18 protein-coding genes and 4 pseudogenes are annotated in these 25,806 nt (G+C 59.5%); 18 read left to right on the top strand and 4 right to left on the bottom strand.

Features of this window, described 5'->3' with window-relative positions:
- Positions 1-63: 63 nt before the first annotated feature.
- Positions 64-867: an ABC transporter ATP-binding protein gene (locus tag V8Z78_RS22270; RefSeq protein ID WP_349732161.1), complete on the top strand. Its 804-nt coding sequence runs from the start codon at positions 64-66 to the stop codon at positions 865-867.
- A gap of 30 nt (positions 868-897) precedes the next feature.
- Here the strand turns inward: V8Z78_RS22270 and V8Z78_RS22265 are convergent, their stop codons facing one another.
- Positions 898-1,797 (bottom strand): IclR family transcriptional regulator, encoded by a 900-nt coding sequence (locus V8Z78_RS22265; protein WP_034356617.1) that lies wholly within the window; start codon positions 1,795-1,797, stop codon positions 898-900.
- Between the two features lie 118 nt (positions 1,798-1,915).
- On the opposite strand from V8Z78_RS22265, the gene V8Z78_RS22260 reads away from it, so the two are divergent.
- Together V8Z78_RS22260 and V8Z78_RS22255 are read left to right on the top strand one after the other, a co-directional pair.
- A complete protein-coding gene (locus tag V8Z78_RS22260; RefSeq protein ID WP_349732160.1) occupies positions 1,916-4,000 on the top strand; it encodes a TonB-dependent receptor in 2,085 nt (694 codons plus the stop codon).
- Between the two features lie 18 nt (positions 4,001-4,018).
- The gene (locus V8Z78_RS22255) at positions 4,019-5,371 is read left to right on the top strand and encodes an NtaA/DmoA family FMN-dependent monooxygenase (protein WP_349732159.1); all 1,353 of its coding nucleotides are present in this window, start codon (positions 4,019-4,021) and stop codon (positions 5,369-5,371) included.
- Positions 5,372-5,479: 108 nt separating this feature from the next.
- On the opposite strand, the gene V8Z78_RS22250 is transcribed toward V8Z78_RS22255, so the two are convergent.
- A complete protein-coding gene (locus V8Z78_RS22250; RefSeq protein WP_012837742.1) occupies positions 5,480-5,914 on the bottom strand; it encodes a YbaN family protein in 435 nt (144 codons plus the stop codon).
- 207 nt (positions 5,915-6,121) lie between these two features.
- Here V8Z78_RS22250 and V8Z78_RS22245 point away from each other — a divergent pair, with 207 nt between their 5' ends.
- Entirely contained in the window at positions 6,122-7,225 is a 1,104-nt protein-coding gene (locus V8Z78_RS22245) for an enoyl-CoA hydratase/isomerase family protein (protein WP_003063347.1), read from the top strand.
- A 109-nt stretch (positions 7,226-7,334) separates the two neighbouring features.
- Here the strand turns inward: V8Z78_RS22245 and V8Z78_RS22240 are convergent.
- Positions 7,335-8,454, bottom strand: a pseudogene (locus V8Z78_RS22240) (DUF72 domain-containing protein).
- A gap of 178 nt (positions 8,455-8,632) precedes the next feature.
- On the opposite strand from V8Z78_RS22240, the gene V8Z78_RS22235 reads away from it, so the two are divergent.
- The 7 genes and pseudogenes from V8Z78_RS22235 (at position 8,633) to V8Z78_RS22205 (ending at position 18,953) form a co-directional block, all read left to right on the top strand.
- On the top strand, positions 8,633-11,014 hold the full coding sequence (locus V8Z78_RS22235) for a Tex family protein (RefSeq protein WP_349732158.1): 2,382 nt from the start codon (positions 8,633-8,635) through the stop codon (positions 11,012-11,014).
- A gap of 115 nt (positions 11,015-11,129) precedes the next feature.
- Positions 11,130-12,323: an alpha/beta hydrolase family protein gene (locus tag V8Z78_RS22230; protein WP_349732192.1), complete on the top strand. Its 1,194-nt coding sequence runs from the start codon at positions 11,130-11,132 to the stop codon at positions 12,321-12,323.
- A 66-nt stretch (positions 12,324-12,389) separates the two neighbouring features.
- Positions 12,390-13,232 (top strand): HDOD domain-containing protein, encoded by an 843-nt coding sequence (locus V8Z78_RS22225; protein WP_046462648.1) that lies wholly within the window; start codon positions 12,390-12,392, stop codon positions 13,230-13,232.
- 208 nt (positions 13,233-13,440) lie between these two features.
- Positions 13,441-14,202, top strand: a complete 762-nt coding sequence (locus V8Z78_RS22220; protein WP_349732157.1) for a response regulator — start codon at positions 13,441-13,443, stop codon at positions 14,200-14,202.
- Between the two features lie 273 nt (positions 14,203-14,475).
- Positions 14,476-15,072 (top strand): sensor histidine kinase, encoded by a 597-nt coding sequence (locus V8Z78_RS22215; RefSeq protein WP_349732156.1) that lies wholly within the window; start codon positions 14,476-14,478, stop codon positions 15,070-15,072.
- Between the two features lie 133 nt (positions 15,073-15,205).
- A pseudogene (locus V8Z78_RS22210) lies at positions 15,206-16,226 on the top strand (patatin-like phospholipase family protein).
- 300 nt (positions 16,227-16,526) lie between these two features.
- Positions 16,527-18,953, top strand: coding sequence for an AI-2E family transporter (locus V8Z78_RS22205; RefSeq protein WP_003063324.1), 2,427 nt, complete (start codon positions 16,527-16,529; stop codon positions 18,951-18,953).
- 17 nt (positions 18,954-18,970) lie between these two features.
- On the opposite strand, the pseudogene gbd reads toward V8Z78_RS22205, so the two are convergent.
- Positions 18,971-20,108, bottom strand: a pseudogene (gbd, locus tag V8Z78_RS22200) (4-hydroxybutyrate dehydrogenase).
- A gap of 171 nt (positions 20,109-20,279) precedes the next feature.
- Between gbd and V8Z78_RS22195 the strand changes: the two are divergent.
- The 7 genes and pseudogenes from V8Z78_RS22195 to V8Z78_RS22165 all read left to right on the top strand — a co-directional run.
- A pseudogene (locus tag V8Z78_RS22195) lies at positions 20,280-20,709 on the top strand (transposase family protein); the annotation flags it as partial.
- A 457-nt stretch (positions 20,710-21,166) separates the two neighbouring features.
- Positions 21,167-22,369, top strand: a complete 1,203-nt coding sequence (locus V8Z78_RS22190) for an ABC transporter substrate-binding protein (RefSeq protein WP_179625893.1) — start codon at positions 21,167-21,169, stop codon at positions 22,367-22,369.
- Between the two features lie 39 nt (positions 22,370-22,408).
- Complete coding sequence (locus V8Z78_RS22185; protein ID WP_349732155.1) at positions 22,409-23,278, top strand: branched-chain amino acid ABC transporter permease; 870 nt, start codon at positions 22,409-22,411, stop codon at positions 23,276-23,278.
- Positions 23,275-24,279, top strand: coding sequence for a branched-chain amino acid ABC transporter permease (locus V8Z78_RS22180; protein ID WP_349732154.1), 1,005 nt, complete (start codon positions 23,275-23,277; stop codon positions 24,277-24,279). Before V8Z78_RS22185 ends, V8Z78_RS22180 begins: the two co-directional genes overlap by 4 nt.
- Complete coding sequence (locus V8Z78_RS22175) at positions 24,276-25,031, top strand: ABC transporter ATP-binding protein (protein WP_179625895.1); 756 nt, start codon at positions 24,276-24,278, stop codon at positions 25,029-25,031. Before V8Z78_RS22180 ends, V8Z78_RS22175 begins: the two co-directional genes overlap by 4 nt.
- Positions 25,024-25,515 carry an ATP-binding cassette domain-containing protein gene (locus V8Z78_RS22170; protein WP_349732153.1) on the top strand — a complete coding sequence of 164 codons (492 nt, stop codon included), beginning with the start codon at positions 25,024-25,026 and terminating at the stop codon, positions 25,513-25,515. The genes V8Z78_RS22175 and V8Z78_RS22170 overlap by 8 nt, the downstream gene beginning before the upstream one ends.
- Entirely contained in the window at positions 25,460-25,753 is a 294-nt protein-coding gene (locus tag V8Z78_RS22165; protein ID WP_502878869.1) for a hypothetical protein, read from the top strand. The genes V8Z78_RS22170 and V8Z78_RS22165 overlap by 56 nt, the downstream gene beginning before the upstream one ends.
- Positions 25,754-25,806: the final 53 nt, after the last annotated feature.

The raw sequence follows: 25,806 nt of genomic DNA, 5'->3' as shown, positions 1-25,806 counted from the left end.
TTGTAGAATGCATTCCGAATTTGTAATGCCTAAGGACCTATTGCTTGTGGGGCATGACCGGCCATGACATATCGACTGAGTGCTGATGCAGTGACGCTGCGCTACGGCGAGCGCACCATTTCGCAGGGCCTGTCCCTTGCTGTTCCCGATGGCTCCTTTTCCGTCATCGTGGGGCCGAACGCCTGCGGCAAGTCCACCCTGCTGCGCGCGCTCTCGCGCCTGCTGGCACCGACCATAGGGAGGGTCATCCTGGATGGCAGGCATATCGCGCAATGGCCTGCCAAGGAGGTTGCGCGGCGCCTGGGATTGCTGCCGCAAAGCGCGATCGCGCCCGAGGGCATCACGGTGGCAGACCTGGTGGCGCGTGGGCGCTACCCCCATCAGTCTTTCCTGAAGCAGTGGACGGATGTCGACGAGCAGGCGGTGGCCGAGGCCATGCAGGCCACTGATGTGATGGCCCTTTCGGACCGGCTTCTGGACGAGTTGTCAGGCGGGCAGCGCCAACGTGTGTGGATTGCGATGGTGCTGGCGCAGCAGACGCCCATCCTGTTGCTGGACGAGCCCACGACGTTTCTGGACATTGCACACCAGATCGAGTTGCTGGAGTTGCTGGCGGACATCAACCGGACCGGCCGCACCGTGATTGCGGTGCTGCACGATCTCAACCAGGCCTGCCGTTACGCCTCACACCTGATCGCCATGCGCGACGGGCGCATCGCCGCACAGGGCAAGCCCGAAGCGATCTTTACCGAGCAATTGGTCGAGGAGGTGTTCGGCCTGTCATCGGTGATCATTCCTGACCCTGTGACCGGGACTCCCCTGGTGGTGCCAAGAAGGCGCAAGGCAATGCATGCCATGGAAGGCTGAAGCGCCTGGGTATCTTCCTGCGCGTCGCTTCTAGGGAGAGTCTGAGCCAAAGGCTCGTCCGCCTGTGGCCTGGTTGATCAGGCTGGCTTCGCGCAGCAGCGCATGCCTGTCGTCGGGCGACTTGAGCTGGCCCAGGTCAGAGACAGTGGTGACCGCGCAGGCGATCTCATGCTGTGCGTCGAACACCGGTGCTGCCTGGCCCGTGACGTTGGACAGAAGGTGGCTGGTCAATTCGGACCAGCAGCGCTCGCGCACTTCATCAAGCACGGCCTTGGTCGGTGGCTTGCCGCGGAAATGGGCGGGTTGCTGGCGGCGCGCGGCGTCGATGGTGGCCTTGGGCAGGAAGGCCTGGAACACCAGACCGCAGGCGGTGTTGTCTATGGGAAGGATGTCGCCAAGCGCCAGCGGATTGATAGAGAAGTAGGCGCTTCTGTACCAGCGTACCAGGGTCGGCCCGCGGTCGGTCCAGATGGCCACGCCGCCGCTGAGCGCGTGCTGGTGTGTCAGCGACTTCATATGCTGCGCCGCAATTTCCACCGCATCCACGCGCTTGAGCGCGCCGATGCCGATGCTCAGTGCCGCGCTGCCCAGGTCGTAGAGACCGCTGGCCGGGTCCTGTCTTGCCAGACCTTCCTTGACCAGGCTTTGCAGGTAGCGGTGGGCCGTGGAGCCCCCCGTTCCGGTGCGCCTTGCCACCTCGCCAAGCGCCAGCTCGCTTTCGGCATTGGCCAGGACCATGAGGAAGCGGGCGGCGATCGAGACCGACTGGATGGTGCCGGAGCGCTTCTCCCCGGCGGTTGTCTGAGGTGTTGTTGTTTTCAAAGGCTCGGCTTCCTTGCCTGTACTTGGAGCATCGCAGGTGGGCGCCCGGGCGCCGCTGGTCTCGATGATACCGGCTCCTTTCGGGTGGAAGGCACCCCCGGTACGCATACATCTTTTCAGTGTTGTTCTTGTTTTCCGCAGATGGGAATGAATTCCTGATGGTGGAATTTCTATGCATCATGCTGTAACATAAAAACAAGAATCATTCTCATTAAAGGAAGATGCTGTGAAACTGTGTTTGCATCGCAGGTTCCCCTCCCGGGCGGGCGCTGTCGTACTCTCTACCTTGATGGCGCCAGCCGGCGTCTTCGCGCAGGGTGTGTCGGGCTCCGAGGAGGAAACCGCCACGCTTGACGTGGTCGTGGTCAGCGGTGAAAAGGTCAGGCGAGAACTCAAGGACACGGCATCCTCCGTGTCGGTCAAGTCTGGCAAGGACATCGAGAAGGAGGAGAGCGGCAATGCCTCGGTCCACGAGGTGCTGCATGACGTGCCCAACGTGGTCTACACCGACACGGTGGGTGCACCCATCATTCGCGGGCAGGACACGCAGGGCCCCAACAACGGGCAGAACGTCTTTTGGGGCGGTACGGTACCGCGCGCCACCATCAATCTCGATGGCCATTACCTCAATTACAACGAGATGTTCTTCGGCGCGACCTCGGTCTGGGATGTGGAGAGCATCGAGGTGTTCCGCGGTCCCCAGACCACCTCGCAGGGCGCGAATGCGATAGCGGGCGCAATCATCGTCAATACCAAGGATCCGAGCTTCAAGCCCGAGGCGGCCTACCAGCTGGAGGCCGGCAACTACAACTCGCGCCGCGCCTCCATCGCCGTCTCCGGTCCCGTGGGCGAGGAGCTGGCCGCGCGGCTTGCCGTGGACTATGCGGGGCGCGACACCTTTATCGACTACAACAATCCGCGGTTCCAGCAGGGCCAGGCCAACCAGGATTTCCGTGCGCTCAACGCGCGCCTGAAACTCCTGTGGCTGCCAAACAGCATCCCCGGCCTGGAAGCCAAATTCACCTACTCGCACAACGACAGCAACCGCCCGACCCAGGAGGCCGCTTCAGCTCCGTTCGGCGCGCTGAAGCACTGGACGACGACCATGCCCAGCTGGAAGCAAAAGACCGATACCGGCATTCTCGATCTGAGCTACGAACTGAGCAACGGCCTGCGGCTGGTCAACCAGGCCCAGTATTCGCGCTCGTCCGTGCAGCGCTACACAGGTATTTCCGGCGAGGGTGATGCCGATATCCGCCAGAATAATTTCTCCAACGAATTCCGCGCCTTCGTGGGCAACGAAAAAGATCGCCTGAGCGGCTTCGGCGGCATCTATTACGCCCGTACCAGCACTGACGAAAGCCTGCTGCTGCGCGGCCTGTCCGCCTTCGATGACACGAAAAAGAACCTGGGTGTCTTCGGCGAGCTGAACTTGCGCCTGACCGATCGTTGGACCCTGAGCAGCGGGCTGCGCTACCAGCAGGACGAGGTGGTGCGCAACGGCAGCTCGGTGCTGGCGCCTACCCCTCTGGATTACACCAAGACCTTCTCGGCCCTGTTGCCCAAGATCTCGTTGGCCTATGCAGCCACGCCACGCTGGACGGTGGGTGCCTTGGTCAGCCGTGGCTACAACCCGGGCGGCGTATCGCTAAACCTCACCAGCCGGCAATGGGCCTATTTCAAGAAGGAATCGATCTGGAATTACGAGCTGTTCAGCCGCACCAGCCTGCTCGATGACAGGCTGATGCTCAACACCAATCTGTTCTACATGGACATGCGGGATGCGCAGTACAACATTCCGGTGGTGATCTCGCCGGGCGTGGCTCAGTCCTACACCATCAACGCCGAGAAGGCCCATGCCTACGGCTTTGAGCTGGGCGCCGACTACCGCGCGCTGGACAATCTGAGGATCAAGGCCGGCGCCGGCGTGTTGCGCACGAGGATCGAGGAGATGAGCAGCAACCCCGGCTACGAGCACAACCGCTTCGCCCGCTCGCCCGGCTACACCGTCAGCGTCGGCGTGAGCTGGGATGCCACTCCCCGGTTCAATGTCTCGGCTCAGGTGCGCCACCTGGACGGCTACTACTCCGATACAGCCAACACCCGTGCCTATGTGGTTGGCTCCAACACCATCACCGACCTGCGCATGAGCTACGCGTACAACGCGCACGTGCAGCTGTACGGCTACATCAAGAACGTCTTCGACAGGCGGGCACCCACTTACCTGCAGCAAAACCGCGGCATCGGCGGCATCGAGGCCAGCATGACGGCGCCGCGCATGATCGGCGTGGGCGTACGCGGAACGTTCTAAGAGGGGAAGGATGCAAGCATGACAAAGCGCAAACCACTGCACATCGGCCTTTCGCTGGCCCCCACCTGGCTGAGCGGCGATGCCTGGAGGCGGCCCGGCAGCAATATCGAAGGGCTGTACTCCAGCGACTTCGCCCTTGACCTGGCCCGGCGCGCCGAGGCCGCGCACCTGGACTTCGTCTTCCGGCCCGACGTGAGCTTTCTGCCCATGGAGGTTCTGGAGACGGGCGCCGGCTTCGCCAGCCTGGACCCCACGGTATTGATGGCCGCGCTTGCGCGCGAGACTTCGCGCATCGGCCTGGTGTCCACGGTATCGACCACGTTTTTCCCGCCCTATGCGGTCGCGCGCCAGCTCCAGTCGCTGCACTGGATCAGCAAGGGCCGCGCCGGCTGGAACATCGTCACCGCCTTGCAGGGCCACGAGAATTTCGGACTGCAGGCCATGCCCGACGCCGACGAACGCTATGCACGGGCTGCCGAGTTCACAGAGGTGGTGCGCCGGCTGTGGGATAGCTTTCCCAACGAGGCCTTGAAGATCGACCGGGGCAGCGGCCGCTATGTCGATGCTTCACTGGTGCGCCCCATAGACCACGAGGGGCCGCATCTGAAGGTGCGTGGCCCCCTGAACCTGCCCGCCTTCGGTGGCCCGCGAATTCCGCTGGTTCAGGCAGGCGCATCCAGCACCGGGCGCGATTTTGCGGCGTCCGTGGCCGACATCGTCTTCGCGCCCACGCCCGACCTCGACGCGGCGCTGGAACTGCGCCGGGACCTGTCCGTGCGCGCGCAGCGCCATGGCCGCCAGGCCCAGGATGTGCGCCTGCTGCCCGGCCTGAGCCTGTACCTGGCCGACAGCCGCGAACAGGCGCGGGAGATGTTCAGGCAGACCCATGGCCGCGTGGACCGGGACCGCAAGCTGGCCTCGATCAAGGCCATGATCGGTCTGGACCTCACGGACTGGCCTGCGGACCGACCGATTACCGGAGCTGACCTGCCGGTGCCTGTGGCGACGCCCTCCAGCCGCACGCATGCGGGCCTGCTCAGGCGCCTGATCGAGCGCGAGTCACTGCGGATCGACGAGTTGCTGCTGCGGCCGGAGATCCTCTCGGCTGCGCACTGGCAGGTGGTCGGCACGGTGGACGATGCCGTCGAGCAGATCGTCGAATGGAGCGCCACCGGCGCCATCGACGGCTTTCTGGCCGCGCCCGGCGGCTCCGTCGAGTCTCTGCATTGCGTGCTGGAACAGTTGGTGCCCCGCCTGGTGGAAGCCGGCCTGTTCCGCTCCCGCTACACAGGCACCACGTTCATGGAGCACCTTGAAGAGTCGCGTCAGGAACGTGTTCATGCTGCAGCTCAACCATCTGCTCGCTCGTAACGGAGATCACGCAGCTTAGTTGTCACAGTCGCGTCCGTCATTGGCAGCAATACTTGGTGGCGGCAGCAACTGTCTGCACACGCTTCGTGGAAAGTGCGGTGAACTGCTCTAAACCTGCGGCTCCGGCCTGAGCCACAGCCAGAGCAATACGCAGGCCATGATGCTCAGCGTCATGGCCGTGAGCCATGGCTTGTACGAGAAATACAGAATCAGCAGGCTGCTGGCGCCCATGCTGACGGTTGCCGTCCATTTGGCTCGGCGGCTGACCTTGCCGCCAGTGTCCCAGTTGTGCAGCAGCGGGCCGAACACTCGGTGAGCATAGAGCCAGCGATGCAGTCTGGGTGAGCTGCGCACAGCCGCCCAGGCGGCCATCAATATGAATACCGTGGTGGGCATGCCGGGAACCACGGCGCCTATCAGCCCCAATATCACGCAAACCAGCGCAAAGGCAATGAGCAGATAGCGCAGCGGTGCGGAAAGCTGCTTGGATTCCAGGTGCGGTTCTTCGCGAGGGGTTTCGGGCGGTGGTGGCAGATCGTTCATGAGGCAGAAGGTGGGCCGCAGAAGCTGCAGCCTGGCACGGCTCCCATATTAGTCAGCATTGCAGACCGCTCGGGCTTTGTGGCTGCGATGCTGGCGGTATTTGTCACGTCCTTGTCCCTGCTTGCGTGGAGTGCAACCGCATAATCGGTGCGCATGGCCTGGCGACCGATTGGCGACCAGCATGGAATTGATTCAAGGAGCAAGACAATGACCCCCACCCCGAGCGCCGATATGTCCGATGTGATTGCCGAAGTCCGTGGCAAGCTGGGCATGATTACGCTCAACCGGCCCAAGGCGCTCAACGCGCTGTCTCTGGGCATGGTGCGCGATCTGCTGGGTACTTTGCTGGCCTGGCAAAAAGACGACTCGATTCTGGGCGTGGCCATTCGTGGCAGCAACAAGGAAGGGGTGTTCGGGGCGTTCTGCGCCGGTGGCGACATTCGTTTCCTGCACGCGGCCGGCAGCAGCGGCAATCCGCAGCTCGAAGATTTCTTCACCGAGGAATATGCGCTCAACCATCTGATTCACAGCTTTGGCAAGCCCTATATCGCTTTCATGGATGGCATCGTCATGGGCGGAGGCATGGGCATCAGCCAAGGCGGCTCGCTGCGTATCGTGACCGAGCGCACCAAGATGGCAATGCCCGAGACGGCCATTGGCCTGTTCCCCGATGTAGGGGGGGGCTATTTCCTCTCGCGCTGCCCCGGTGCCGTGGGCGAATGGCTGGCCTTGACCGGCGACACTATAGGCGCGGGCGATGCCCTGGCTTTTGGTCTGGCCGATGGCTGCATTCCTGCCGAACAGCAGGCAGAGCTGTGGGAGACCCTGGCAACCACGGATTTTGCCAATGTGGAGGCGCTTAATGCCGTGGTGCGCTCCCGCTTTGTGAGCACCGAGCCCAAGACAACCGCTCACCGCGCGGAAATCGATGCCTGTTTTTCTCAGCCCACGGTGGCTGCTGTTGTGCAGACCTTGCAGGCTGGCAGCGAATGGGCCCAGGCCGAGGCTGCCACGCTGCGCAAGCGCTCGCCCCTGATGCTGCATGTGGTGCTCGAGCAAATCCGCCGTGCGCGCCAGATGGATCTGGCAGAGGACTTGCGCATGGAGCGCGATATGGTGCGTCACTGCTTTTATCTGCGTCCGGGCCGCAGCGAGACCGTGGAGGGCATCCGCGCATTGGCGGTGGACAAGGATCACAGCCCGCGCTGGAATCCCGCCAGCATCGAAGAGGTGAGCGATACCGAGTGGCAGGCGTTCTTTGACAGCCCCTGGCCTGCACATTCGCACCCGCTGGCGGCGCTGAAGGACTGATTGGAGTTGTCATTCAGAAAGCCCGGCAGGTTTGTGGCCTGTCGGGCTTTGTTTTTGATAGCCATCAGCGCTTTGAAAGTAAGCGTCTGAGGGGGATTCGAGTATTAATTCAGGATGACGGCCGCGGATGCTTGTCAGAGCCTGAGTCTGAAAGGCTCGCAAGCGCCTGCGCCAGCAGCGCTATCGAGCGGGGGGCACATCCCTCGGCATCGTTGCTGATGGTCACGAAAGCGGGTTGACCGGCACCGGTGATGCCCGCAATCGTGCGGGCCAGCCGCTCCCGGGTATGCCGATCTTCGCTGAGGATCTCGTTGAACGGCTGGTGCTTCTTCTGGGCATCGGCATAGCCGTAGGCGCCAAAGATGCGATTCAGATTCCAGCGGCAGACCAGCGGCCCGGGCCATAGCGCACGCAGCATGGGCAACTGCTCTTCAATCGTAGGCATCTTGCCGTGCAGGCCCAGACAATAGGTTGCGCCATGGGTCTTGAGTGTCTGGGGGAGCGTCGGGGTCAGCAGCTCGGGGTCTCTGACCTCGACGGCCACGACGACTTGCGGATGTGCTTGTAGCGCCTGCCTTACGGCGGACAGCAGCAGTCCGAGCTTGTCCATCAGCAGGCCGGGGCGGCTGAGCAGACTCCACGGCAGGGGGCTGAGCTGAAAGACCAGAACGCCCAGCTTGCTGCCCAGTCCTTCGAGTGTGGGCTGCACAAAATGCTCTATGGCCAGGTGAGGGTCGAGAAACGCCGGGTTGCTCTCGCGCGGCTTGCCTTCCTCGCTGCGTACCTGGGCATCGGTGATTCCGGCCGGGCATTTGACGACAAAGCGAAAGTCGTCATCGACCTGCGCGGCAAAGGCTGCATATTGGCTGGCCGTCAGCGGCCGCCAGAAGGTGCGGTCGACGCAGACGGTGCGCAGCAGTGGGTGCTGGTGATAGGCCGTCAGACCTTTTTTTGGCCAGCACGCTGCTGTCGTAGGCACCGTCCCAGACCAGGCCTTCCCAGCCCGGGTAGGACCAGGTCGAGACGCCCATGCGCAGCAGGGGAGGCAGTTGCGCGGCCAGGTCCTGGTACTGCGCAGCTGCAGGGGCCAGAGAAATAGCGCCGCGCCTGGGTTTGCGTTCAACTGTGTCATCCGCCTGCGGCGCTTCTTCAGTCCGAGCCTTACCGGTACCGTCTCCGGGTGGAGGCAGCTCATCGGCAAAAAAATCGTCCTGGAAGGTATCGGGCATGTCGCAATAATTTTAATGAAATTGGCCTTCCGTGCATGCTCATCAAGGGAAAGCAGCTATGGAAAGCATAGTTTTTAAGGTTTGCTTGCACTTATGCTGGATATCGAGGGCAGTCTGGCGGCATGCCTATGGCAAACTCATTGGCTTCCTGTGTTGAACGCCGTGGGGCGAATATCGAATGCAAAAAATCATTGGTCAGATTGCTCAAGAACTGAATGTCAAGCCGCAGCAGGTGAGCGCGGCTGTGGAGTTGCTCGATGGCGGCGCCACGGTTCCGTTTGTGGCCCGCTACCGCAAGGAGGCCACGGGCGGTCTGGACGATACGCAACTGCGCACGCTGGACGAGCGCCTGACCTATCTGCGCGAGCTCGACGACCGCCGTGAGACGGTGCTCAAGGCCATTGACGAGCAGGGCAAGCTGACCGATGCGCTGCGCCTGGCGATTGCCAGTGCGCCGACCAAGCAGGAGCTGGAGGACATTTACCTGCCCTTCAAGCAAAAGCGCCGTACCAAGGGCCAGATTGCCAAGGAATTCGGCATCGAGCCGCTGGCCGACAAGCTGTTTGCCGACCCCACACTGGATCCGCACAAGGAAGCCGAGGCTTTCTGCAAGCCCGCGACGACCCTGGACGATGGCAAGCCCGGCCCCGACTTCAGCACCACCTTTGCCGTGCTGGACGGCGTACGTGACATCCTGTCCGAGCGCTGGGCCGAAGACCCGGCACTGGTGCAGAAGCTGCGCGAATGGCTGTGGGATGAAGGCCTGCTCAAGTCCAAGAAGGTCGAGAGCAAGAACGAGAACGACCCCGAAGTCGCCAAGTTTCGCGACTACTTCGAGTACGACGAGCCGATTGGGCGCGTGCCCTCGCACCGGGCCCTGGCCGTGTTCCGCGGCCGTGCGCTGGAGGTTCTCGAAGCCAAGCTGGTGCAACCGGTCGAGCCTGAACCGGGCCAACCCAGCCTTGCTGAGGGCAAGATTGCGCTTCACCTGGACTGGAGCCATGCCAAGCGCGCCGCTGACGATCTGATTCGTAAATGCGTCGCCTGGACATGGCGCGTGAAGCTGAGCCTGTCCACCGAGCGCGACCTGTTCAGCCGCCTGCGCGAAGATGCCGAGAAGGTGGCCATCAAGGTGTTTGGCGACAATCTGCGTGACCTGCTGCTGGCGGCGCCTGCCGGCCAGCGTGCCGTGATCGGCCTGGACCCCGGCATTCGCACCGGCGTCAAGGTGGCCGTGGTGGACAGCACCGGCAAGCTGGTGGATACGACCACCATCTACCCCCACGAGCCGCGCCGCGACTGGGATGGCTCGCTGGCCGTGCTCGCCCGTCTGGTGGAAAAGCACGATATCAATCTGATCGCCATCGGCAACGGCACGGCCAGCCGCGAGACGGACAAGCTGGCTGCGGACCTGATCAAGATCGCGTCCAAGGCCGACAAGAAAATCGACAAGGTGGTGGTGAGCGAGGCAGGTGCCTCGGTCTATTCGGCCAGCGAGTTTGCGGCGCAGGAAATGCCCGATATCGACGTGAGCCTGCGAGGTGCGGCATCGATTGCCCGCCGCCTGCAGGATCCGCTGGCCGAGCTGGTCAAGATCGACCCCAAGAGCATTGGCGTGGGCCAGTACCAGCACGATGTGAACCAGAGCGAGCTGGCGCGCCAGCTGGATGCCGTGGTCGAGGATTGCGTGAACTCCGTGGGTGTGGACTTGAACACTGCTTCGGCCCCGCTGCTGACACGCGTCTCAGGCCTGTCGGGTTCGGTCGCCAAGTCGGTGGTGCGCTGGCGCGATGCCAATGGCTCGTTCAAGAACCGCAAGCAACTGATGGAAGTGGCCGGTCTGGGAGCCAAGACTTTCGAGCAGGCCGCAGGCTTTCTGCGCATTCGCGGTGGCGACAATCCGCTCGATATGACAGGCGTTCACCCCGAAACCTATCCCGTGGTGGAGCAGATCATTGTCTCTACCGGCAAGCCCGTGGACCAGATCATGGGTCGTGGCGAGGTGCTCAAGTCTCTGAAGCCTGAGCAGTTTGCCAATGACAAATTTGGTGCTGTGACCATCAAGGATATTCTTGGCGAGCTGGAGAAGCCCGGCCGTGACCCGCGCCCCGACTTTGTTGTCGCCCGCTTCAATGATGGCGTGGAAGACATCAAGGATCTGAAGGAAGGCATGACGCTGGAAGGTACGGTCAGCAACGTGGCCCAGTTCGGCGCGTTTGTGGACTTGGGCGTGCATCAGGACGGGCTGGTGCACGTGAGCCAGATGAGTCACAAGTTCATCGAAGATGCGCGTGAAGTGGTAAAGACCGGCCAGATCGTCAAGGTCAAGGTGCTGGAGGTCGATGTGGACCGCAAGCGCATCAGCCTGACCATGAAGCTGGACGCTGCGCCTGCGCGCCGAGACGGCCCGCGCGACAACCGCTTTGAAGGCGCTGGTCGTGGCAACAACTACGGTGCCGGCAACCGTGGTGGCTATGCGCAACCCCAGCGTGGCAGCCAGCCCACACAGCAAAACGCCATGGCATCAGCCTTTGCGAAGTTGCAAGGATTAAAGAAATAATCTCCTACCGGGCCGCCACTTAATTCATATTACAGGCGGCCTTTTTTGTGGGAGCACATCAATGCGCAAAGCGAGAGGGCGGGTGATACTACCGGCCATAGGGGTGGCAATCTTGGTGGTCTTTATTGGCACCAAGATGGCATCGCGCGGCTGGATATCGTTGGACAGAATCAAAGACAAGGCCCATGCCCAGCAGCCTGCAGCCTTGGTCTGGCCACCAGCCCTGGCGCCAGAGAGCGATGACTTTTGTCATACCGTCAAGCTCAATCTTGCCCAGGTTGACAAGGCCCAGGAAGAGGGCATCAACATAGATCAGCAGCGGCGCTGCATCACGCGTGCAGCGATGGCAGAGCATGAGATGGCCAAAGTGCGTCACGCTGCCGCTCGCAAGCAGCACGAGAGCCAGCGCGCGGAGCAGGTGCAGATCGAGCAGGTGGTGGATCAACAGATCGCTTCTGGCGAAATCGCTCTGCAGAACCTGATGCAGGCTCGCGCAGGCAAGACAACACAGATTGCGACAGCCTTGTTGCCGGCGGCGCATAAGCCTATCCAGCCGATGCCGACACCGCCTTCTCAGCTGTTTGTTTCCATGAGCTATCGGAGCGGGGATCTGAAACTCAATGCCTTTGTCACCCCGGACCCCAGAGATGGGAGGAAGCAGCCTTTGATGGTCTGGCTGACGGGGGGAGATACCAATAGCCTGGACGATTTCTGGAGCGAAGGGCCAGCCGCCAATGATCAAAGCGCCAGCGCTTTTCGCAAGGCTGGCATGGCGATGCTGTTTCCCACATTGCGCGGCGGCAATGACAATCCCGGCCAGCGTGAGTATTTCTGGGGGGAGGTGCAGGATGTGGCAGCAGCCATCCTGCAGGCAGCACAGCTGCCTTATGTCGACCCGGCACGCATCTATCTCGGTGGGCACAGTACCGGAGCCACGCTGGCTTTGCTGACGGCGACGGCAGGCTTGCCCGTTCAGGGGGTGTTCGCGTTTGGTCCGGTGGACGAGATCGGCGGCTATGGCTGGCCCGTGAAATGGGGCTTGATCTCGGCGGATGAAAAGCGCTTGCGTTCGCCCGTCTACTGGCTGCATGCCATAAAGAGCCCGACGTGGATCATCGAGGGCAGCAAGAGCCCCGGCAATACCAACAGTCTTGACAATATGTGCGCCACACGAAAATCGAATCAGCTGCACTGTGTCTCGGTTCAGGGGGCTGATCACTTTTCCGTGTTACAACCCCTGACACGCAAGCTTGCCAGCCAGTTGGTCATGGGCCAGCCAGTGCAACTGAATAGAGATGAAAAGCTCTGACCTTCCTATGGGCCCACTCGTGTTCATTTCGTGGTGGCGACAGCCTTGCCACTGCCTTTGATCCAGATGAGCCGCGTCAAACCATTGAGCCTGTCAACGTTGCTGGAGCAGCATGTATTGCTGCCAAGCCAGCCGCGCGTCGTTGCGCTGCTGTCGAGTGAACTGCGCAAGCCGGAGCCCGGCATGCGCAGCCTGGTGCAATTGTTTTCCACCGATCCGGTCCTGACCGCTCGTCTGCTGGCCGCGGCCAATGGGCCAGCGCATCTGCTGGGGCAACGCGTGCACAGCATTCCCGAAGCACTGGTGCTGCTGGCGCCGGTTCAGTTGCGGCAATTGATGCAGAAGGCGGCTCCAGTCAGCGCATCTCATGTTTCGGCAGGCTGGAGTCTGGCGAATTTCTGGCGCTACAGCCTGGACACGGCACGCATGGCACGCGCGCTCGCAATGTCGGTTCAGGCCAATGCCTCGCAGGCCTATGCGTTGGGACTGCTGCATGGCCTGGGAGAGCTGTTGCTGCAGGCTGCCGACCCTGACACTTTCTTCAGGCTTTCCGAGTTGCTGGAGCCCATGCATCCCAAGCGCCCCCAGGTCGAAATGCAGCTGATGGGCTATTGCTCGGGGCAGATTACAGCCCATCTGGCGCGGCAGTGGAATTTTCCGGAGCAGGTCAGCGATGCCTTTCAGTTCATGCATGCGCCGATGGAGCAGCCTGTATTCGAGCCTTTGACGGGGGTGCTGCATCTGGCCATCTGGCGGGCATCGACCCGCGCACTTAACTGGGGTGAGCGCCAGCTGGCAGTGACTTTCCCTGCTGAAACTGGACTGGCGCTGAGCATGGACATCGACATGGTGCTGCGTCAGGCATCCATCGACTGGCACGCGGCAGGTTCTCTGGATGTTCAGTTTTAGTGCACCTGGGCCCCTGTGATGAGGAGTTGGCGGTTTTGAGTAGGTGTCGTCAGAAAACCGTGATTACTCAAATTGCATTTTTTCTTACGCTGAGTTGCAGTTTTAATTGCTAAAAACTATCTAATGACGCGCTGGGGAGTTTTTATCTATATGGTGTCTTGAGCACCATCCTGAGTCCCCGGCAGGCAACTCTGGCCAGGAGAGAGAAATGGACCCGAACGGTGCAAACAACTCTGGTGATGCCTTGATGCTCCGACCCATGGCTGTGGAGCTCGGTAGTCCTTCCATGTGGCCCGATCATATGGTGGGGCAGCCCGACAAGCCCGTCAGAGTGCTGTTGGTGGACGATGATGCGCATCTACGCATGGTGATCGCACAGGAAATCATGAATGATCGACGCACCATGGTGGTTGCTCAGGCGGACAACCTCAAGGATGCAAGAAAAGCCATTCGTCAACATGAGTTTGATGTCATGTTGCTGGACCTGAAGCTGGGGGCTGACGATGGTCTTGAGTTGATCGAGGTGATGAAAAGCCAACGCCCGCAGGCCGAGGTCATTGTGGTTTCGGTGGTGGAGACGGAGGAGCAGGTGTTGCACGCCTTCGAGCTGGGAGCAACCGGCTATCTGGTCAAGAACTCCTGGTTTGGCAACTATCCTCAAGCGGTGCTGCAGGTCGTCAATGGCGGTGCATCCATCACTCCCAGTCTCGCCAGGCGGCTGTTGCAGCGGTATGACAAGCGGCCGGCCACCGGGGCTGTTCCGGGGTCCGGTATGTCCGACAGGCTCTCCAGCCGCGAATGCGATGTCTTGCGCATGGTGGCCAGTGGCAATACCAGTGCAGAGATCGGCGTGCAGTTGGAGATCAGCACCATGACGGTCAACACGCACATCAAGAACATCTATCGCAAGCTCCAGGTGCGCACCCGAGCACAGGCCGTGCGTTTCGCCTACTTGCGTGGCTGGTTCTAGGCGCCAGTGTCTGCGAACGCTTTCACCATGTCCTACGTCTGGCAGCTGCTTCTCTGGAGTGTTCAGCTGCTGCTGTGGCTGCCCTGGCTTTTGCAGCCTGGAGCGGTTTTCAATTCAGCTCCCTGGTGGACTGCTGCGCTAGGCGCGGCAGGCAGCATGGCGGCTGTCGTCTGGCTGTTGCCTCTGGCATATCGCAGCGTGCTGTGGCGTAGACGTAAAAGCGCACGTCCATCGAGAGAGGTACAGCTGGAGCGCAGGCGCATAGCGGAGGCATTGCATGACGATGTCGGCAGCCAACTGGTGCAGCTGATCAGCCTGACAGGGCTCGGCACGGACCCGGCGATTCGCAGCAACGCAGAACAATGCCTGCTCGATCTAAGGCTGATTGTTGATTCCATGGATAGCCGAAATGAACCCTTGGGCGTCCTTCTTGCACGTTTCAGGCACAGGCTGCAACCCGTGCTGGATCATCGAGGCATGAGTCTGCACTGGGATGTTTGGGACCCGGAGATGTCTGGCGATACCGGCAGCCTGCCATGCGGCGCCATGGCCGAGGAAATCATGGCAGTGGTGAAGGAGGCCGTGAGCAATGTGCTGCAGCACACTGACGCGCTTGAACTCTGGATCACGCTGGCTGCCGACGAACAGTGGAAAAGTGCTTCAAATGTTTCAGATGCCTCCTTTGTGCATGCTCGCCTGAGCATTGAGGATGCGGGGCCCGTCAGATCGGCCGGTGGCAGGAAAATCCCGGACCTAGCATCTGCTGGCATGGGGTGGGTCAATATGCGCCGCAGAGCGCTTGTCATGGGGGCGAAACTGAGCATCTCAGCCCGGGCCGGTGGCGGTACCTCGGTCACGCTCAACTGGTGAAGTCACCGAGCTGATCGCGAGCAACGGGGCTTGAAAGCACAATGCCCACATGACGTCATCCACAAGAGCATTGCGAATCTATGCCGGCCTCAAGGCGCGGCAGTCTATAGAGCGGCGGGGCTTGCAGCCGGATATGGTCAGAGTCATACCGGCGGCCGCGGGCGGTCCCAAGGGCTTGATTCTCGGACCTCTGGATCGCTTCATCTTTGGACAGTGGTTACAGGCCAGCGCACAGCCGGTGGATCTGATTGGCGCTTCCATCGGTGCCTGGCGCATGGCGACGGCTTGCCTGGACGAACCAGTGGAAGCCTTTGAGCGACTGGAGCGTGACTATATTGCACAGCGCTTTGATCCTCCCGAAGGGCAGAAGCGCACGCCGTCATCGCTGGTCAGTGAGCGGTTTGCTCAGTCACTACAGGACTTTTACGGGGGGGCGTGTGAGCGAGGTTCTGGCGAATCCTCGCTATAGGCTGCATGTGATCGCCGCCCGCGGGCGTGGTCTGCTGTCACGTGCATCGTCCTGGCGCACGCCATTGGGCTATGCGGCCGCGTTTGCCGGCAATGCATTGCATCGGTCGGCATTGGGCTGCTTGCTGGAGCGTGTGATCTTTTCCTCTTCTGCAAACGATGCCGTGCATGCTCTGCCCTTTGGGGTTGCGGACATTCGGTCTGCGCAGACCCGGCTGACGGAGAGTAATTTCATGGATGCCTTGCGAGCCAGTTGCTCCATCCCTTTCGTGCTGGATGCCGTGCAAGACATTTCAGATGCTCCCAAGGGGGCCTACTGGGATGGCGGCATTACCGACTATCACATGCATCTGGATTATCTGGCCTCTCGTAACGGCGATGGGGTGGTGCTATATCCTCATTTCCAGAAGGCGGTGATTCCTGGATGGCTGGACAAGGGGCTGAAATGGCGTCATGGACCGAGTTCGTATCTGGACTCGATGATTGTGCTGGCCCCTGATCCCGCCTGGGTGGCTTGCCTGCCAAACGCCAAGTTGCCGGATCGGCACGATTTTCTGAGCTATGGCACAGACCATGATGCGCGCGCCAAGGCCTGGAATGCCGCGGCGGCGGCCAGCCGGCAACTGGCCGATGAGTTTGCTCAGTGGCTGCATGCACCTGATCCGGGTCGGGTCGAGGCTCTATAGCGCTTTTTTGCAATTTACGACAAAGCCTGACAGCAGAGGGGGGCAGAGCCAGTTGGAATTCTGGATGAGCGCACTTTGTCTCAGAAAATCATAGACAACAGTCCATCAAGGATGCCAATGTCAGAGAACCGAAACGAGAATTCCCCGTCCGATGAGTCGTCTGCAATCCCCGAGGTCAACTTTGGCGCGGTTGCGCCAACCAAGCCGTATGCGGGGGCACCGGTCGAAATCGAGACTTTCTCGCGAGAGGCGGGTTCGGCCGGAGAGGGCCGGCAGCCAGCTCCCGGTTTGTGGGAGGGCATGGACAGACGAGCCAGGGCCAACGTGGCTCCGGGGCTTGTGCATCTGGCAGAAATGCTGCCGGCCCTGCGTTTGCTCATCGGGCTGATGATTGCTTCCATCGTGATTCTTGCCCTCTATTTCGGGCGGGACATGCTGATTCCACTGGCCCTGGCAATGCTGTTCGGCTTCTTGCTCGACCCTGCTGTCAGCAAGCTCAAGCGCTGGGGGCTGCCGCGAATGGCTTCGGCCATTGTGGTCGTGGCTTTTTCTCTGGCAGCACTCGGCGGCTTGGGCATGTATCTGGGTAGTCAGGTGCAGCAACTCAGTGCCGATCTGCCGACCTATCAATCGACGATTCGCGACAAATTGCGCAGCCTGCGCAAGAGCGCAAACATGCCCAGCGCCTGGGATGGCGTTTTCAAGACCTACAACACCGTTGAGAAAGAGATTGCCAGCGTGGACAGCGCCAGGGCGCGGGTGCAGAAAGTGGAGGTTCAGCCTCCCGAATCCAAGCCCACTACACGGATGCTGCAGTGGCTGGGGCGTATTGCCGAGCCGGTGACGACCGCAGGCATCGTGTTGCTGTTTGTCATATTGATTCTGCTTGACAGGGACGAGCTGAGGGATCGGTTGCTTAGGCTGGTGGGGGGCAACCTCAATGTGGCCACCGATGCGCTGGATGAGGCCTCGCAGCGCATTGGCAAATATCTGCGCATGCAGTTCATCGTCAACGTCAGCTATGGCGTGCCACTCGCCATGGGCTTGTTGCTCATTGGTGTGCCAGGGGCAATTCTCTGGGGGGTGCTGGGCGCCATCATGCGATTTGTGCCTTATGTGGGCCCGATGATGTCTGCGGTATTTCCGCTGGCGCTGGCCTTTGCGGTCGATCCCAGTTGGGATATGTTTTTGATGACTCTGGGCCTGATTCTGCTGCTGGAGCTGATCAGCAACAATGTGATCGAGCCATGGCTATATGGCTCAAGTACAGGTTTGTCGACCTTGTCAATCATTGTTGCCGCAACCTTCTGGACAGCGCTTTGGGGGCCGATCGGCCTGATTCTTTCCACACCTTTGACGGTGTGCCTGCTGGTGCTGGGGCGCTACATCCCTTCGCTCAAATTCATGGAGGTATTGCTGGGCAGCGAGCCTGTGCTCGGGCCGCAGCAACGGCTGTACCAGCGTCTGCTGGCCGATGACGCTGATGATGCCATCAGCATGGCCGTACAGTCCGTGGAGGAGCGTCTGCTCTCGAAGCCCAACCAGGATGACAGAGCCAGTGCCGTCAGCGGGTTTTATGATGAGGTTGCCATTCCTGCTCTGCGTATTGCAACCCAGCAGCATTTGGAGTCGGCAACGGCCGAACATCGCTTGCGTCTGTCCAATGGCATGGCAGCCTTGCTTGATGAGTTGCAGGACCAATATGCATTCAGAAGCAGTGGCGAGCATGCCCAGGCGGCTCCCGGTGAAGGTGATCAGCGTCGATGCCTGCGCATTCATTGCGCGGGTGTGCGCTGGGAGGTGGATGCCCTGGGCGCAGCCATGGTGGCCCATGCAGAGAGTTTGCATGGTCATGAGGTTAGCTGCTCCGGATGGGCACTTGCCCCGGACTCGAAGTCCTTGCAGTTTGATGCCAATGGCTTGTTGGCGGATCGCGAGTGGGTTCAGGCCGTGAAGCAATCGGATCTATTGGTGCTGTCGATCTTCAATCACCAGCCACAAAGCATGGCGAGACGCATCGTGCGGCGCATTCGCCGCCATTGGCCGGGTGCACGAGTGGTGCTGTGCCTGTGGAATGCTCCAGCCGTGGCAGCTGACCCCGAGTTTGCCCGACAGACAGGAGCGCAGGCCTGCGTTACCAGTCTGCGTGAGTTGCATCTGTGGGTAGAGGCCATGCAGGTTGGAGATCCCGGCGAGTGTGTGATTGCTGCTCCGATTCCCGATGACGATGAGCAGCGCGTCAAAATGCTGCATGAAAGCGGAGTGCTGGCTCCAGCATTGACAGCGCTATATCGCGATACGGCCAAGAAGGCCGTCAACGCTTTCAACACCAAGTGGGCTCAAGTTTCCTGGGTGGATGCTGAACGTGTCTTTGCGCCGGGCAGTCTGCTGCCGCTGTCAGCGCAGGAGGGCGCTCAACAAGGCGTCCCTCGTGATGGCACGGTGTGCTCCTATGTCGTGTATGAAGAAGAGGCCATTGTGGTCGGAGACTTGGCGCGAGACCCCCGATTTGCAAGCGACTCGGTGGTGCATAGCCTTAAGCTGCGCTTTTACGCGGGTGTGCCTCTGGTGGACAAAAAAGGCAATGTGCTGGGCTGCCTTTCCATACTTGATGACGAGCCTCGAAACATGTCCGACGATGAGCTCGAGGTGCTCAGCAGCATGGCGAGGCAATTGATGGACGATGTGCGCGAAGCGCTCAAGCAGAGCCCTGTCGTTGAGGCTTGAGCACTGTGTGCAGTCTGTCAGAGCGAGGTGCTGAGCATCTGCTCATAGTCCTGTGCGGATGCCAGCCGTGGATTGGTGGCGTGGCAGTGGTCCTTGAGTGCACCGCTGATGATTGCATCAAACTGCGCGCGCTCCACGCCCATGGCAGCCAGACCCGATGGTAGGTTCAGGCGGGCATTCATATCTCGAATCGCGTCGGGGATATCGCTTCCGCTGCTGAGACCCATGGCATGTGCCATGCGGTTGAGGCGGTCCTCGCGCTGAACGCTTTCGGCTTCGGCATTGAAGCGCACGACTGCGGGCAGGAACATGGCGTTGAGCGTGCCGTGGTGCAGGCGCGGGTTGATGCCGCCCAGGCTGTGACTGAGGCTATGCACGCAGCCCAGCCCTTTCTGAAAAGCCATGGCCCCTTGCATGCTTGCGCTCATCAATTGGCGGCGGGCTTCCGCGTCGTTGCCATTGAGCATGGCCCGCTCGATATGCGCCCAGCCCCGGGTCAGCCCGTCCAGGCCAATGCCGTCAGCTGGTGGATTGAAGGCCGAGGCCATAAAGGTTTCCATGCAATGGGCTATGGCATCCATGCCGGTTGCTGCCGTCAGCATGGGGGGGGAGGCCGAAGGTGAGCTCGGGGTCGCAGATGGCAGCCTTGGGCACCAGATGCCAGCTGTGAAAACCCAGTTTGCGATGGTCGTCCACGATGATGATGGCGCCACGCGCTACCTCGCTGCCTGTGCCGCTGGTGGTGGGGACGGCAATCAGCGGTGCAACTCGCTCCGTAATACGAGGCGAGCCGCCTTCAATCGTCGCGTAGTACGAGAGCGGGCCTTCATGCGTAGCTGCAATTGCCACGCCTTTGGCGCAGTCAATGGCACTGCCTCCGCCCACAGCGATCAATCCATCGCAGTTCTGGGATTTGTAGATTTCAGCCGCAGCGCGCACTGCCGCTTCGGTGGGGTTGGAAGGAGTCTGGTCAAATACTGCATGGGGCAGGCCACCCAGTGCATTTATGGCTTTTTGCAAGATTCCTGCCGCCTTGACGCCGGGGTCGGTCACGATCAGCGGCTTGCTGATACCGACACGCTCGCATTCCTGGCGCAGCATTTGAACGGCGCCAAAGTCAAACTGGATCTGAGTCACGTAATTGATGAAGGCCATGTTCTGTTTGCTCAGTAAAAAGGGAGTCTTGGCAATCTAGAAGCCTAGAAGCCGAATGCGGCCACGCAAAGACAGCAAACCCTAGGGGGGTGGAAAAATCGTCTCCCAGGGGACAGGGGGGCTGGGTAGAGACGATAACGCGATCCTCTTCGATGCCAACCTGAAGCATTGATGCTTCATGCCTTCATGGCAAGACAATCCGTTAACAAAGAACTGTGGCGATGGCTGCTGCCCTAATTCCAGCCTTCGCACCTTTGCCAAAGGCGGCGTACGTAAGCTCTCTGTGAGCGATGAAACAGCTCTCGACGGCATCCTGTTTGTGCCGTAAACAGGCGTTCCTTTGGAGGATATCCCTCAGGCCTAGGGCTATGGCAGGAGTATGACTAGCGAGCGGTGTCTGGCAGAAACTGCAGCTGGCGATGCTGGTGCGGCCGAGCGAACATGACCAGGTTGACTGGGGTCGAGCCAGCATCGGTGAATCCTCTTCATCAAGCTCCTGGTGGGGCAGGAGATGGGCATAAATCCATCGGCAGCAAACAACACATCGTAGGAGATGCCAGAGGCACCAGTGCTGGTGATCTTCGTCAGGAGTGCCAATAGGCCGACTCCACGACGTCCGAGAAGTATCCGGATGCGATAGCGACGTGTCTCCAATCTCGATACGCAGAACCTAGTTGCTCAATGTAGCGACGCTGCAGCCAATCTTGAGGGATGAACTTGTATTCCGCACATAACACTGGGGAACGCGATTGAACTGTTGCGTCAGCCGCACTGTGCGCTCACGCACTTCTGGTGTGAATTTATTCACTAGCTGCTCATGGATCGGTTTTCTCAAAGGGTTGAGTCTCTAGTAAATCCGGTGGGATTCAGTTCGCTAAACCGTTGCTGCTTCAGCGTTGATCGATCAGATAAGGCAATGTATCGCCTCAGTCCCTTCTACTGACTTTCCCTTGGTTTGGCAATACTTTCTGGTATTTTGATAGCTTTGTTAGTAAGCTTTCTTTGTTTGCAAAAAGAGATGAGTTGCTAGTCAGATCGATTTCATAAAGGAGACAACGATGTCAGCATGGTCGCGATTCAAGATTTCGTTCGGTGCAGGGGTCCTATGTGCACTGTCGGTCAGTGTCACAAGCGCAGCCGCCCAGACTGTAAAAGTGGGGATGGTTGTTGGTGTTTCGGGCCCTGGAGCAGATATCGGCGAAAGCATGGTCCGTGGCGCGGACTTGTACTTGGCGCTGCATAGTAAAGACCTGCCTTCAGGCACGAAAGTCGAACTAATTAAGCGTGATGACGGTAGCAATCCGGATCGCACAAAGCGTCTGGCACAGGAGTTGGTCGTGCGTGACAAGGTCCAACTCCTGACTGGCGTGACTTTGAGTCCTCAGGCGTTGACTATTGCGCCGGTTTCGACAGAGGCCAAAGTGCCGACCTTGATCATGAACGCGACTACTGGAGCATTGACGCGCTCGTCTCCATATTTTGTGCGCTTCTCTTATGCAAACTGGCAGATGGCCTACACGATGGGTGCTTGGGCTGCCAAACACGACATCAAGAGCGCCTACACATTGGTAGCCGACTACGCCGCGGGTCATGATATGGAATCCGGCTTCAAGCGCGGCTTTGAGGACAACGGGGGCACCATCGTGGGCTCAGACAGGACTCCGATGGGGACGACTGACTATCTGCCTGCTATGGCGCGTATCAAAGCGGCATCGCCCAAGTCGCTATTTGTTTTTACGCTGAGCGGCGCACCGAGTATTGCAACGATGAAAGCGTTCCGTGACTCAGGTCTACAGGCTGCAGGTGTTCAGTTGCTCAGTACTGCACAAAATGTCTCGGATCAGCAGTTGCCCCAGACAGGACCAGCATCGGTGGGGATGATTAACAGCGCTGTGTACATCGCGACCGATTCGCGTCCAAGTGCCAAAGCGTTTCTGGCCGCATACCAAAAGGCCTATGGTCAAAACGCATACCCAGATCTACCTGCTGTCGCCGCTTGGAACAGCATGGAGGCGGTATTCGGGATCATCAAAAAGCATGGCGCGAATTTCACCTCTGATCAAGCTATGGGTGTCTTGAAGAATTGGAAATCTCCAAACACGCCTGCGGGCCCCATTGCAATTGACCCAGTAACACGAGACATCGTCCACGAGGTCAGTCTCGCAAAGATTCAGAAGGTCGGAGACAAGTACGAGAACGTCGCGTTCGACGTCGTTAAAGACGTCAAGGACCCTTGGAAGTTGGTCAACCCTGAAAAGTGATCACGTTTCTGGAATCGGTTTATCTTTAGGAAGCAGAGCGTGGACGTTCTCAACATACTGGTTGGCATCGCCTTTAGCGGTGCCGCTTACGCCATGGTCCTGTACATGACCTCTGTGGGCTTGTCAGTGACCATGGGCCTGCTAGGTGTCGCAAACCTGGCCCATGGCGCCTTTGCAATGGCTGGTGGCTATTTCCTCGTGACCTTCATGGATCAGCTGGGACTGCCTTTTGGCTTGTCTGTGCCATTGGCCTGCGTCAGCGTTGGCCTGATCAGCTTGATCCTTGAACGAGCCCTGTACTCCCGCGTATATCGAGGCACCGAACTGGATCAGGTGGTTCTCAGCATGGGTCTGATCTTTATGGCCACCGCGGTGGCTCATGTCGAGTTTGGTGCGCAGCCCGTCCGTGTTGTTCTGCCGGATCTACTAAATGGACAGCTCACATTGGGTGGTTACTCGTTCCCTGTGTATCGACTATTCCTGATCTGTGCTGGTCTGTGTGTTTTTGGCGCGCTGTGGGTAGCTATTGAGAAAACCTTGGTGGGGGCACGTATCCGTGCTGCGGTGGACAACCGCGCGATGGCTGAAGCCACAGGGATGAATAGCAAGAGGATGTTTGCAATCGTGTTTGCGCTTGGCAGCGTTTTGGCCGCTCTCGGTGGCTCACTCGGTGCAGAGGTGATGGCGATCGAACCAGAGTACGCATTAAAGCACTTGGTGTACTTCCTCATTGTTGTTGCAGTTGGCGGCTTGGGCTCGGTAAAGGGGCCCTTCTTTGCAGCGCTGCTATTAGGTGTCGGGGACTCGGCTTGCAAGATTCTTGCGCCCGAGTTCGGAGGCATCTTCATCTATGTCGCGCTTTTCATTCTTCTTCTGATCCGCCCCAACGGCTTATTTGGACGCGTATGAGCTCCCATCCTGCAATCAACGAACTTCTGTCGATCCGCCGCTTTCGGCCGATCGAGGCGCTCCCTTGGCTGCTGGCCATTGCTGCGTACTTTGTCTTTCCACAGTATCTGCAACTTGGTTCGCAGATTCTGATCATGGCGCTCTTTGCCCTGTCGTTCGACCTCTTGCTGGGGTACGGAGGCATCGTGACCTTGGGTCATGCAGCCTATTTCGGTGCGGGAGCTTATACGGCGGGCTTGCTTGCGAAGTATGGCTGGAGTGAGCCGATTTCGGCATTGGCAATTTCTGGTCTAGTTGCCGGATTACTTGGTGTCATTGCGGGAGCAGTAATTCTGCGCACCAAAGGTCTAGCACTCCTGATGTTGGGGATGGCTGTATCACTGCTGCTACTGGAACTCGCCAACCATGCGGTACAGATCACGGGCGGTGCGGATGGACTCCAAGGGATGAATGTAGCGGCAATTTTGGGCAAGTTCGATTTCGACATGTTCGGAAAGACCGCCTATGTGTATGCCCTTGTCGTTCTGTTTGCCGCGTGGCTGTTCGTTCGTCATCTGGTGAATGCGCCGTTCGGCCGTTCTCTTGTCGGCATTCGCCAGAATCCTGCACGGATGCGTGCTTTGGGCGTTTCAGTGTGGACGCGACAGCTCGTTGCATTTGCAATCAGCAGTGCTCTCGCAGGACTCGCTGGTGGACTTTCTGCGCAAACCAATCAATTTGTTTCTCTGTCGGTATTCGGCTTAGAACTCTCTGGAATCGTGATCGTGATCTTGGTGCTGGGTGGAGTTGGTCGACTCTACGGAGGCTTCATTGGCGCCTTGGTTTACATGGTGGCTCAAGACACCTTGTCTAAGGATCAACCGGCATTTTGGCTGTTCTGGATTGGTCTGCTGCTGGTTTTGACAGTGCTGTTCAATCGTGGCGGATTGCTTGGTATAGCTGACTTGCTTTTCCAGAAACTGAAGCGCTCTGAAGTCGAGTGTCTGGAGGTCGTCAAATGACGCAACCAATTATTCAAACCAAAAATTTGGTCAGGAAGTATGGAGCCTTCGTCGCCACCGACAACGTCACTTTCTCGATGAGTGCGGGCGAGCGGCGAGCTCTGATCGGTCCGAATGGTGCTGGAAAAACTACATTTCTGAACTTGCTCACCGGGCAGGTTGCTCCAACGAGCGGCAGCGTTTTGCTCGCTGGCGAGGACATAAGCAATGTACCCATGCATCATCGTGTGCGCAGTGGCATCGTGCGAACTTTTCAGCTCAACACGTTATTGCGGGAATCGAGCGTCCTGGAGAACGTGCAGTTGGCGGTACTGGAGCGGCGCGGTGTTGGATCTCGCATGTTTGGTGGAGCTCGTGAGCAGCGCGAGGCCGCGGAAGTGGCCATGGACATCCTCAAGAAGCTTGGGATGGCGTCACACGCTGGCCATCGTATTTCCGCCCTTGCCTACGGCCGGCAGCGCTTGGTAGAGATTGCCATCGCGCTCGCGCTGGAGCCGAAAGTGCTGCTGCTAGACGAGCCAGCAGCGGGGGTTCCGCCTGCAGACTCTCATCTGGTGATGGACACCATTGCAAGTCTTCCTGGCGATATTGCCGTGCTGATCATTGAACACGACATGAAGCTCGTGTTCCGCTTTGCACAGCAAATCAGTGTTTTGGTGCGAGGACGGCTTCTGACAGAAGGAACGCCGGCTGAAATTGCTGCGGACCCGCAGGTTCGAGAAGTCTATCTGGGGAGGGCACACCATGCGTGATTCGATATTGACTTGTGCCCGGCTTTGTTCCGGCTGGGGTGATACCCAAGTTCTATCTGACGTTTCTCTTTCTCTCGGTGCGGGAGAGGTTTTGGCACTGCTTGGGCGAAATGGTGTTGGCAAAAGCACCTTGCTTTCGAGCGTTGTCGGGCGAGCTTCACACAAGAGCGGTTCCATCGTTCTGGCGGGAACCAACATCGAGAAGCTGCCTGTATACGAGCGTGCCAAGCTTGGCATCGGATTTGTACCGCAGGAGCGGGAAATATTTCCATCGCTGTCAGTGCGTGAGAACCTACTCGTGGCCGCCAAGCCAGCTGCGATTCCTGGCGCGAAGCCCTGGAATCTGGAGCGTGTCATCGATTTGATGCCTCGTTTAGGGGAGCGAATCAACAACGGAGGCAACCAGCTTTCCGGGGGGGGAGCAGCAGATGCTCAGCATGGGCCGGGCACTGATGGGCAATCCGTCCGTTCTTCTGCTCGATGAGCCCATGGAAGGGCTTGCGCCCGTAATCATCGATGGTCTCGTTCAGGCACTGCATAGGCTGCGCGCTGAAGGTGATCTGGCGATTTTGCTCGTTGAGCAGCATGTCTCCTTGGCACTGGAATTCACCAACAGGGTCATCGTTCTTGATCGTGGCGTGGCCGTATATGACAACGCGGACGGTCGCGAAGTGCCCGACCAGGTTCGGTTGGAGGCCCTTGTAGGGGTTTCCGAGCATTAAAAGTACGACTATATATCTAACTAACTTAGCTAAGTTAGTAATACAATTGGCTC

Source organism: Comamonas sp. wu1-DMT, from assembly GCF_040187805.1.
Taxonomy (GTDB): Bacteria; Pseudomonadota; Gammaproteobacteria; order Burkholderiales; family Burkholderiaceae_C; genus Comamonas; species Comamonas thiooxydans.
The sequence above is the reverse complement of the archived record's forward strand: the minus strand, read 5'-3'. Positions and strand labels throughout refer to the sequence as shown.